The organism is Listeria monocytogenes (assembly GCF_041765605.1).
Classification (GTDB): domain Bacteria; phylum Bacillota; class Bacilli; order Lactobacillales; family Listeriaceae; genus Listeria; species Listeria monocytogenes_D.
Genome location: NZ_CP168900.1, coordinates 2,847,363 through 2,857,624, shown reverse-complemented (window position 1 = coordinate 2,857,624; position 10,262 = coordinate 2,847,363). Strand labels below are relative to the sequence as shown.

Annotated in this window: 10 protein-coding genes and 1 other annotated feature; of the genes, 6 read left to right on the top strand and 4 right to left on the bottom strand. The window is 38.3% G+C overall.

Annotated elements, in window-relative coordinates:
- Nucleotides 1–10 precede the first annotated feature (10 nt).
- The 3 genes from AB2Q86_RS14665 (at nucleotide 11) to AB2Q86_RS14655 (ending at nucleotide 1,659) form a co-directional block, all read left to right on the top strand.
- Entirely contained in the window at nucleotides 11–469 is a 459-nt protein-coding gene (locus AB2Q86_RS14665) for a hypothetical protein (RefSeq protein WP_012582305.1), read from the top strand.
- Between the two features lie 104 nt (nucleotides 470–573).
- Nucleotides 574–705: a hypothetical protein gene (locus tag AB2Q86_RS14660; protein ID WP_012582306.1), complete on the top strand. Its 132-nt coding sequence runs from the start codon at nucleotides 574–576 to the stop codon at nucleotides 703–705.
- 417 nt (nucleotides 706–1,122) lie between these two features.
- The gene (locus AB2Q86_RS14655; protein ID WP_012582307.1) at nucleotides 1,123–1,659 is read left to right on the top strand and encodes a hypothetical protein; all 537 of its coding nucleotides are present in this window, start codon (nucleotides 1,123–1,125) and stop codon (nucleotides 1,657–1,659) included.
- A 225-nt stretch (nucleotides 1,660–1,884) separates the two neighbouring features.
- Here AB2Q86_RS14655 and AB2Q86_RS14650 read toward each other — a convergent pair whose 3' ends face one another.
- The 4 genes from AB2Q86_RS14650 to AB2Q86_RS14635 all read right to left on the bottom strand — a co-directional run bounded on the left by AB2Q86_RS14650 (nucleotide 1,885) and on the right by AB2Q86_RS14635 (nucleotide 7,814).
- A complete protein-coding gene (locus AB2Q86_RS14650; RefSeq protein WP_012582308.1) occupies nucleotides 1,885–3,657 on the bottom strand; it encodes an ABC transporter ATP-binding protein in 1,773 nt (590 codons plus the stop codon).
- A complete protein-coding gene (locus AB2Q86_RS14645) occupies nucleotides 3,657–5,378 on the bottom strand; it encodes an ABC transporter ATP-binding protein (protein WP_012582309.1) in 1,722 nt (573 codons plus the stop codon). The genes AB2Q86_RS14650 and AB2Q86_RS14645 overlap by 1 nt, the downstream gene beginning before the upstream one ends.
- A gap of 160 nt (nucleotides 5,379–5,538) precedes the next feature.
- On the bottom strand, nucleotides 5,539–7,245 hold the full coding sequence (gene pabB / locus AB2Q86_RS14640; RefSeq protein ID WP_012582310.1) for an aminodeoxychorismate synthase component I: 1,707 nt from the start codon (nucleotides 7,243–7,245) through the stop codon (nucleotides 5,539–5,541).
- Nucleotides 7,242–7,814 (bottom strand): aminodeoxychorismate/anthranilate synthase component II, encoded by a 573-nt coding sequence (locus tag AB2Q86_RS14635; RefSeq protein ID WP_012582311.1) that lies wholly within the window; start codon nucleotides 7,812–7,814, stop codon nucleotides 7,242–7,244. The genes pabB and AB2Q86_RS14635 overlap by 4 nt, the downstream gene beginning before the upstream one ends.
- Nucleotides 7,815–7,943: 129 nt before the next feature.
- Here AB2Q86_RS14635 and AB2Q86_RS14630 point away from each other — a divergent pair, with 129 nt between their 5' ends.
- The 3 genes from AB2Q86_RS14630 (at nucleotide 7,944) to AB2Q86_RS14620 (ending at nucleotide 10,252) form a co-directional block, all read left to right on the top strand.
- Nucleotides 7,944–8,363 carry a pyridoxamine 5'-phosphate oxidase family protein gene (locus AB2Q86_RS14630; protein WP_003722108.1) on the top strand — a complete coding sequence of 140 codons (420 nt, stop codon included), beginning with the start codon at nucleotides 7,944–7,946 and terminating at the stop codon, nucleotides 8,361–8,363.
- A 52-nt stretch (nucleotides 8,364–8,415) separates the two neighbouring features.
- Nucleotides 8,416–8,638 (top strand) — a binding site (T-box leader).
- Between the two features lie 59 nt (nucleotides 8,639–8,697).
- Nucleotides 8,698–9,981 (top strand): serine--tRNA ligase, encoded by a 1,284-nt coding sequence (serS, locus tag AB2Q86_RS14625; RefSeq protein ID WP_003725040.1) that lies wholly within the window; start codon nucleotides 8,698–8,700, stop codon nucleotides 9,979–9,981.
- 19 nt (nucleotides 9,982–10,000) lie between these two features.
- Complete coding sequence (locus tag AB2Q86_RS14620; RefSeq protein WP_003728624.1) at nucleotides 10,001–10,252, top strand: TfoX/Sxy family protein; 252 nt, start codon at nucleotides 10,001–10,003, stop codon at nucleotides 10,250–10,252.
- Nucleotides 10,253–10,262 lie beyond the last annotated feature (10 nt).

Below are 10,262 nucleotides of genomic sequence, written 5' to 3'. Positions count from 1 at the left end.
AGGTGAGAAAATGTTTAAACTAAATGTGAAACTTGAGAATAAAATAATCAGTGGACAGATAGAGTACAATAATGAAGATGGAAGTTTAGATTTTATCCCTAGAGTAAACTCGGATATTTCATTACTTATCAGTTATATAAATATAGGATTTGACTCTATTCTAATGACTGCTAATCAAGTATGGGGGTTTACGCCAAGAGAAAGTTGGCATGAAGAAAAATTAACTTTACCGTCTAACATACAGAAGGGAGAAATCAGTCTAGAAGAGGATTTTGAACCAGGATCTTGGAGATTAGATAAAAAAGAAATGTGGCTTGCTTACTATGATTCAGAACAAAAGTGGCTATGCTTTGGGAATTTTACAAATAATAGTGATGATAAATGCGTTGAGTTTCTTAAAAATGTAGTGGCTGTTATTGATAATGAGCAGCATTTAAAATCTTTGTGGATAAAACCAGATTTCAAATGAAAAAGAAACCTTAATCCCAATTGCTGCCAGGAAAGTAAAGCTTTAATTTTTTACTAATCAAAGAGCTTTCTTACTGGTGTTGGCGGGATAGTAGGAGGCAAATAATGAGCTTGGATTTTTACAGAGCAGAGTCCAATGATAGCATTGATTTTGATAATGAAATCGTAGGATTAGAGGAAGAATTGTGTAAAAATGCTTTAGAATGTAATCAGAAGATATTTGCTATAGGTGATTGATGTTTCTAAATTTGAATCTGTATCAAAAAAATAGGTAATTGCGAAACTTAAAAAGCACTTTATGTGAATAACTCCTGAAATTTCAAATGAAGTTAAAGCATTTCTAAACGCTAAAACAAGAATTATTATTTAAATCAAGGAAATTCTGTAAAGTTATACACATTTTCACAACCTTACTTAAGAGAGCTTAAAAAAGCTCTCTTAAGTGCGTATAAAGAGTTACTTTGTAAAATAAAAAAGACTATCAAACTTGAGTAAGCTTATAAGTTCGGTGAAATGAATGAATCAACCTCCAAAATTCATATGCCAGATGGAACTACTAAACCTGCTACCAAGATATGAATAAGAAAATAATGGTACGGGAACTTGGCATGGATATCCAATGCCATAAGATTCAAACAAGGAGATGCTAAATTTATGAACTTTTTTATTCAAGCTAATACACCGCAAAAAACAGGTGTATTTGAAAGCGACGATTACGATTTATCCACGGCTATAGAGACGATATTTCCAATGTTAACAGAGGATGCAATTTTAGTTTGGAATCATATATATGTTCCTTTGTCGTATAAATATGACATCAGCTGTATGATGGAAGACATTATAAAGATGCTAAATAGTATAAGATTATCATTCTCAGGGGAACTAGAAATTAGATGGCCATCCAATACATTTGAGAGTAAATGGCATATAAAATGGGCAGATGGTGTAATCACTGTAACCTCATTTTGGGAAACAGTTGTAGGGGATACAGTCGACCTGTTGAATTCTAAAAATAAATTTACTATGGAAACCGAAAAATTTATGAATGAATGGAAACGATTAATGGGTAACGTCCTAGAAGCTTTGTTATTCTCAGGTTATAACCCTAATGAATTGAGCGGGATGGACAAACTTATCGATGAGTATGAGGCGATAAAAAAATCAGGTGTGTTATATGAAATTGGAATCTAATTTAAAATAGTAGTTTGATTTTATATCAAAAACACATGAGGATAGCTAGGAAGTATAATAATTAGTTATAAATTATACTAGATAAAAATGATAAGAAGACTTTGTATGCTAAAAAATAACTATTTAAAAGTAAGAAATTAATGAAGTTAAAAAAGGAAGTTCCCAATGTTTAACATTTGAGAACTTCCTTTTTTCTGTTTATTTCAAACCGCAAAAAGCGTCTATCTACTCAATAACAAACTGATTATGATAAAGCTCAGAATAAAATCCTTCCGCCTTCATCAACTCATCATGGTTACCTTGTTCAATCACTTCACCTTGATGTAGCACGACGATATGGTCGGCATCGAGGATGGTTTTTAAACGATGGGCGATGACGAAACTAGTTCTACCGGAGATTACGTTGTCCATAGCTTTTTGGATGCGGCTTTCGGTTACGGTATCTACATTACTTGTCGCTTCATCTAGAATTAGAAGAGAAGGGTTCGTAATAATAGTTCTCGCAATACTCATAAGCTGCTTTTGACCAACGCTGAAAATATTGTTTTCGTCACTGATTTCTGTTTCATAACCTTTTTCTAGGTTCATAATGAAGTCGTGGATGTTAGCTTGTTTTGCAGCGTTGATTACTTCGTCGTCGCTTGCTTCCGGCTTACCGAAAACAATGTTATCACGAATGGTTCCTGTAAATAGTACGGAATCTTGTAGCACGATACCGACTTGTTTACGAAGGGAATCAAGGCGAATGTCGCGGATGTCGATATCATCAAAGAGAATCGCGCCACCATCGACATTATAGAAGCGATTAAGAAGGTTCATAACAGTTGTTTTACCAGAGCCAGTTGGACCGACAAGAGCAACCATTTTACCTTTACTTACATCAATCGAAACGTCTTTTAGAACTGGTTTTGCAGGGTCATAAGCAAAATCTACGTGATCTAGTTTGACACCTTTATTAATACCATCAATTGTTTGTAAGTTTTCGCGTTCTACTTCTTCTTCCTCTGCAAATACTTCACTAACACGGCGCGCACCAGTGATTGCTAGTTGTAGCAAGCTGTACTGGGACGAAATTTGTGTAAGTGGCATATAGAATTGTTGTGAATATTGAACGAACATAACGATTAAACCAAGAGCGGCTGTGCGTTCAAGGTCGCCGTTTAGAGCTAACCATCCACCGAAGAAGATAACGATAGCTGTATTTAATAGTGAAATACCTTGCATCATTGGGAAAAGTAAACCGGAGTAAACTTGACCTTTATAAGTGGCGTTTTTAACGATATTGTTTTGTTTAACAAAGCCGTCAATTGTTTCTTCTTCTAAACCATTTGTGATAATGATTTTTTGACCAGAGATTTTTTCGTCAATGTAGCCGTTAAGTACGCCTAGTTCATCTTGTTGAACATCAACGAATTTACGTGCTTTTCGAATAATCACTGTCGCAATAATAATTGCAAATGGAGCAGATATTAAAGTAACCAAGGCTAGTTCCACGTTTTGTTGGAACATCATGATGATAACACCAATCATTAGCGCGACGTTGGATAGTACTTGAATCAATGCTTGGTTTAGTGTGTTGGAAATATTATCCAAGTCACTAGTGAAGCGGCTAAGCATTTCGCCATCATTGCGGCTATCGAAGAAACGGATTGATAGTTTTTCCATCTTGCGGAAAAGCCCTATACGCATTCTGTTCGTCGATTTACCAGCTACCCCTGTCATAATGATACTTTGGATAAAAGTGGCAGCAGCGAGCAGTACGTAGCAGAGAATCAGCATCCAAATGATATGGATGAAGTCACTCTTGTCATCAACACCCGTTTGCATTAAATTAACAACGTAATCTCCAAGCTCTTGAACGGCGTTACCAATATATTGTGGTGCTTTTACTTGAAGGTATGTCGCAAAAACTACAGCAATTAAAATGACAAAAAGTTGAGGCTTATAACCCCGCAGATAGTGCCAGAAAAAGCGACTAATTTGTTTGAACTCTTTCATTATGCGGTTACCTCCTTGCCTTTTTGAGTGTCGTAAATTTCACGGTAGATTGCATTTTCTTTCAGTAGTTCTTTATGGGAACCAACGCCAACTAGTTTACCTTGATCGAGCACGAGAATTTTATCTGCTTGAATAACAGAAGAAATTTTTTGTGCAATGATGAAAGTCGTTGTGTCGTCTAGTTCTTTATTCAGTGCTTCTTTAACTAATTTCTCGGATTTTGCATCAAGCGCACTTGTGCTGTCATCGAGGATTAGGACTTTCGGAGAACCAATAACGCCACGTGTAATCGAAAGACGTTGTTTTTGTCCACCAGAGAAGTTGTTTCCACGTTCGGAAACAGGTGCATCATATAGTTTTGCTTGCTTGTCGATAAACTCTTTCGCTTGTGCTATCTTACTTGCGTGTTCCATTTCTTCGGTAGTTGCATCTTTTTTACCATGACGTAAATTGTCTGCAATGGTTCCGGAGAATAGGATTGCGCGTTGAAGCACGAAGGAAACAGTGCTGCGAAGTGTTTTTTTGTTGATATCTTTTAGGTTCGTTCCGCCGATAATAACTTCACCTTCCGTTGGGTCATAAAGTCGAGGGATCAGTTGGGCAAGGGTAGATTTACCAGAACCTGTTGCACCAACAATACCAACCATTTCGCCAACGTTTGCTTTGAATGAAATATCATTAAGAGCAGGCGTATCGTCACCGTCGTATTTGAAACTAACATTACGGAATTCAACGGTACCTTCTAGGTCTTGTTCTGGTGCGTTTTCATTGTAGGTAATATCTGGTTCTGTTTCCAAAACTTCGGTAATACGTTTCAAGGAAATAAGCGCACGAGAAGCCATCATCATCAGCATACCACCGATAATAATTGCCATCATAATTTGCATTAAGTAGTTCATGAATGATGCGATAGCCCCGATAACTTCAGGGTTTTCAGCAGCCATGTCGCCTACAAAGAAAATAGAAACAACAATTGCTAAGTTAGAAACGAGCATAAATGCAGGAATCATTACGGAGAAAAGTGTCCCAACGATGATTGTGTGGCGAGTTAATTTGTCACTGACAGTTGTAAAGCGACTGATTTCATTGTCTTCTTGCACGAAAGATTTAACTACGCGCATGCCAGCTAGGTTTTCTTTTGCGATAGAATTCACTCGGTCAATTAACTTCTGGATAATGGCAAAGTGCTTACCCATAGACCCGAATGTGAATACAACAATCAGAACAACAAGAACAACGAGTACAATAATTACCCACCATAATTCAGGTAAAGTAAACATCGCTAAAATAAAAGCGCCGATAAACATAATCGGAATTCTTGTTAGCGACTGTAGTGAAAGCATCACTAAGTTTTGTACTTGGGTAATGTCGTTTGTTTGTCGAACAACTAGATTACCTGTCGAAAGTTTTTCGATGTTGCTGAATGAAAATGTTTGGATTTTACGGAAACTAGATTCACGAATATCTGCGCCGACGCCTTGAGCGACTTTGGCTGAAAGTATTGTGTTTAGAATCCCGGCGATAAGGCCGACTGCGGCAATACCGATTAAAAGTGCGCCGATGGATGAGATTTCATCCATATTGTCTTTCATGATGGCGTCTAGGACTTGCTGAAGTAACTTTGGTTGCCATAGTTGTGAGATAACCATGACTACTACAAACAATGTAGATAGTGTCGCTTGTAGCTTGTATTTTTTTAGATGGTGAAACAATACTTTCATGATTTTCCTCCCTTGGAAAACGGAAATAAAAACGTGCGAACACATATTCTAATATAGATTGTGAAAATTTGCAAGTAATATTTTCACAAATTGTAAATATGGCGAAAATATGGCAAAATCGACAATGAAATTCATTTTAAATTGTGAAATACCTGTCGTTTTATTGTTCGATTTCTACTTCTACAAATCCTCTTACACTATTAATTAACCACACAAAGTCTGCTTCAAAAAGGTCTTTTTTTACTAGTGTTTTTTCAGAAATCTTATTTTTAGCTAGCAGTTCGGCTCTCATTGTGCCTGGGAGAAGACCTGAAGCAACTGGAGGGGTGTAAAAACAGCCATTTATACCTAGAACTATATTACCGGTAATGAATTCAGTCAGTTCGCCCCGTTCATTCCAAAGCAGGGTTTCAGCGGTTTGAGGATTTTTTAAGTCTTCATAGATCTCCCGATAAGTCGTTTTATGGTAGAGAAATAAATCGTTTGAAGGTACGGAATTATCGGCAAGTTGCGCTGTTATTCGTTTGTTTTTCGCATCAATTTCTGTTAGTTCTAAATCAGTTGCACCATCAGGATGTAATAGAAAGCGCATTTTGTATGTGCCAGTCGTATTTTTTTGCGCAGTTTCAGTCCAAAGTTTTTCTATTTCTTCCCTATTAAAAGGAACTCCGAAAAAATCTGCGCTTGTTTGAAGTCGTTTTAAATGATATTCGGTTCGAAAAAGTTCACCGTTTTCAAGGCGCAGAGATTCAATCAAAGAAAATTCCGTTGCTTTTTCTAAGATAGCTGATTTTGCGTGGATTTCGGAAAATTCGCTAGTGGCATCAGAATCCCAGACGATACCGCCGCCAACGCCATATGTTGCCTTGTTGTCAGCGATAGCAATACTTCGAATCGGAACGCTAAAAATCGCATTTCCATTGGGCTCTAAAAAGCCAATCGCGCCGCAGTAAACACCGCGAGGAGAATCTTCTAACGCTGAAATAATTTCCATTGTTCGTGCTTTAGGCGCGCCAGTTATTGAGCCGCATGGGAAGAGTGCTTTAAAAACAGCTGTTAAATCAGTTTCTGGAGGCGTTTCTGCTGTTACGGTTGAAGTCATTTGCCAAACAGTTGGGTAAGGTTCTAGCGTCATTAACTTAGGAACCTTGACACTCCCGGGAACAGCAATCATCCCAAGGTCATTTCGAAGTAAATCGACAATCATCACATTTTCCGCACGGTTTTTAGGATCATTTTTTAGCCAATCATGTGCTTCTAAGTCCGCTTGCTCCGTTATTCCGCGGCGAATAGTGCCTTTCATCGGGCGTGTCGTTAGAAGGTTTTCCTTCCATTTAAAAAAGAGTTCGGGTGAGGCGGAGATAATTTCAAAATCATTTGTTGAAAGTAGTGCAGTATAATTCGCCTTCCCAATTTGCTGTAACGTTTTATAAGTCGCTTGAGAAGAAAAGTTGTTTGGTACATCACTTTTAAGTCGCACTGTGTAGTTAATTTGGTAGGTGTTTCCAGCAGCGATTTCAGCTTTGATTTGGTCGATTTTCTCGGCGTATTTAGGGAAATTTGTATCCATTTTAAATGAAAGAGGCGCGGAGTCAGGGCATTTTGTAGTTGTGTCGGTAAAGCCATCATATACACCAAACCAGACGAGCGGCATACGCGCATCAGGCTTGTGTGTTTTTAAATTACTTCGAAAAGCAGGAGCGGCTTCATAACTGACAAAACCAGCAACATATTTTCCGGATTTTTGGGCTTCTTCGGCTGCTTTCATTATAGGAAGAACTTCTGCTAAATCATGCGCAACTAGTTCATACAGTGGGTTTTCAAAAATCTTTGTGTCGCCTTCAAAATCAAATCGTAATAAGCTCATTTAACATTTCTCCCTAATCGTACAAAGTTTTCAAGTATTGCATGTCCGTTTTCAGATAGGATTGCTTCTGGGTGGAATTGGACGCTGTGAATTGGTTTTGATACGTGAGCTAGTCCCATTATAACGCCGTCTTCTGTCAGTGCGGTTACTTTTAAATTAGCGGGAACTGTGGCAGGATCAATAACTAAAGAATGGTAGCGCGTTACTTGGAACTTTGGTGCAAGCTCTGCGAATAAACCTTCCCCATTATGCGAAATGATACTTGTTTTTCCGTGAACCGGGACGTTTGCCGGCACCACTTTTGCCCCGAAAAAATGACCTATCATTTGATGTCCAAGGCAAATGCCGAGAATAGGAACTTGAATTTTATCTAATAGAGCTAAACTAATAGGGAAGTCTTCCGGGGAACCTGGTCCTGGTGATAAAACTACCATTTCGGGAGCGATTTGTTGAAAGGCTTCAAGTGAAAAACTGGTAGCAGAGACAACCTGCACCTCTTCTTGGAGCTCTAAAAAATATTGGTATAAATTATATGTAAATGAATCATTATGGTCGATGATTAAAATCACTTTAAATCCCCCTAGTTAAAACGGTTATACTCTTTTATAGCAAATAGCTAGAGAGATAACAAGCCCGAATGTTTAAAGCCGGGAGCCGAGTGGAAAGGTACACTAAATAACCAAAGGAAGGTGTTTGAGATGAAAAATGAACTAGAAGATAAGATTCTTGCCATTTTGGAACAACATCAAGTGGGTGTATTAACATCCGTACAAGGAGACTATCCTCATGCTAGGTATATGACATTTCTTCATGATGGCTTAACGCTTTATACACCATCTGGCAAAGAATTACCGAAGACAGAAGAAGTTCGCAGAAACCCACACGTATCCGTTTTAATTGGTTACGAAAGCCCTGGTTCTGCATTTTTAGAAATTAATGGTTTGGCGTCTCTTGAAGAAGATGAATCAATCAAAGAACGTATTTGGGAAAATATTTCTAAAGAATGGTTCCGAGGCGAAGATTCACCATCCTTTGTCGTTATAAAAATTGTTCCGGAACAAATTAGAATACTGAATTCTGATGATGACGGTCCAGACACGCTCGATTTGATTGGTTAAAGATTTGCTTGTAATTTAAGCAGATATGCGATAGAATAACTTTAAATTAATACGAAAAGCGAAGACAAGAAGTAGTAATAAGGTAGAGTTTCTAAAGAGAGCCAGTGGTTGGTGTGAACTGGTGAAGTTTCCTTATGAATCCATCTTGGAGTGAGTGGTGGAAAGCAAAAATTTGCGAGTAAATCATTCCGGCTGGGTCCGTTAAACCTAAATGAAGCTGGGGATTTTTTTAGATCCCAATAAGGGTGGCAACGCGGTTAACTCTCGTCCCTTTCCTGTTAATTCGGGAAAGTACGGGAGTTTTTATATGGAAAAAAATAAAGGAGGAGTTAGCATGTTAGATGTTAAATTGTTACGTAATAATTTTGATGAAGTAAAGCAGAAATTACAAAATCGCGGGGAAGATCTGGGTGAATTTGAGAAATTTGGCGAGTTAGATAAACGCCGCCGTACGCTGATTGTGGAGACAGAAGCCCTGAAGAGTCAACGGAATGAAGTGTCTCAAGAAATCGCTAAATTAAAACGCGAAAAACAAGACGCGGATGCTAAGATTGAAGAAATGCGTGTCGTTGGAGACCGAATTAAAACATTAGATATCGAATTACGAGAAATCGATGAAAAATTAGATATGATTTTAATGTCGATTCCAAATATTCCACATGAGTCTACTCCAGTTGGCGAATCGGAAGACGATAACGTGGAAATCCGTAAGTGGGGCGAAGTTCGCGAATTTGATTTTGAACCAAAAGCTCACTGGGACTTAGGAACTGACCTTGATATTCTTGATTTTGAAAATGCTGCGAAAGTAACTGGTAGCCGTTTTGTCTTTTATAAAAAATTAGGTGCAAGACTGGAACGGGCGCTAATTAACTTCATGATGGACTTGCATTCGAATGAACATGGCTATGAAGAAATGTTGCCGCCATACATGGTGAACCGTGCGAGCATGACTGGAACTGGTCAATTGCCGAAATTTGAAGAAGATGCTTTCTTAATTGAAGCAGAAGATTATTTCCTTATTCCAACAGCGGAAGTACCAGTAACAAACTACCACCGCGAAGACATTTTAAAAGCAGAAGATTTACCAAGAAAATATACAGCATTTAGCGCATGTTTCCGTTCTGAAGCGGGATCTGCGGGTCGTGATACGCGTGGCTTAATTCGCCAACATCAATTTAACAAAGTGGAATTAGTTCAATTTGTTAAACCAGAGGATTCCTACGCGGCGCTTGAAAAATTAACTGGAAACGCAGAAGAAGTATTGCGCCGACTAGAATTACCATATCGCGTATTAAGCATGTGTACGGCTGATTTAGGCTTCACTGCTGCTAAAAAATATGATTTAGAAGTTTGGATTCCAAGCTATAATTCTTACCGTGAGATTTCTTCTTGCAGTAATTTTGAAAGCTTCCAAGCAAGACGCGCTAACATTCGTTTCCGTCGTGAACCAGGAAGCAAACCAGAATACGTGCATACACTTAATGGTTCTGGCTTAGCGCTTGGACGTACAGTGGCTGCCATTTTAGAAAATTACCAAGATGCAGATGGTTCTGTACGCATTCCGAAAGTACTACAAGGATACATGGGCGGCATTGAGAAAATAGAATTACCAAAATAATATGGAAGAAGGAACTGTAATGGCGAACCTTAGCGAATTACCAAACATTGGCAAAGTACTGGAGCAGGACTTAATCAAAGCGGGAATAAAAACTCCCGGCGAGCTAAAAGATGTTGGAAGCAAAGAAGCCTTTTTACGCATTTGGGAAAATGATTCTAGCGTTTGTCTGAGTGAACTATGTGCACTTGAAGGAGCTGTGCAAGGTATCAGGTGGCACGATTTAGACGAAGCAAAGAAAAGTGAACTCAAAAAGTTTCATCAATCCTTATAGAAAAAGCGAC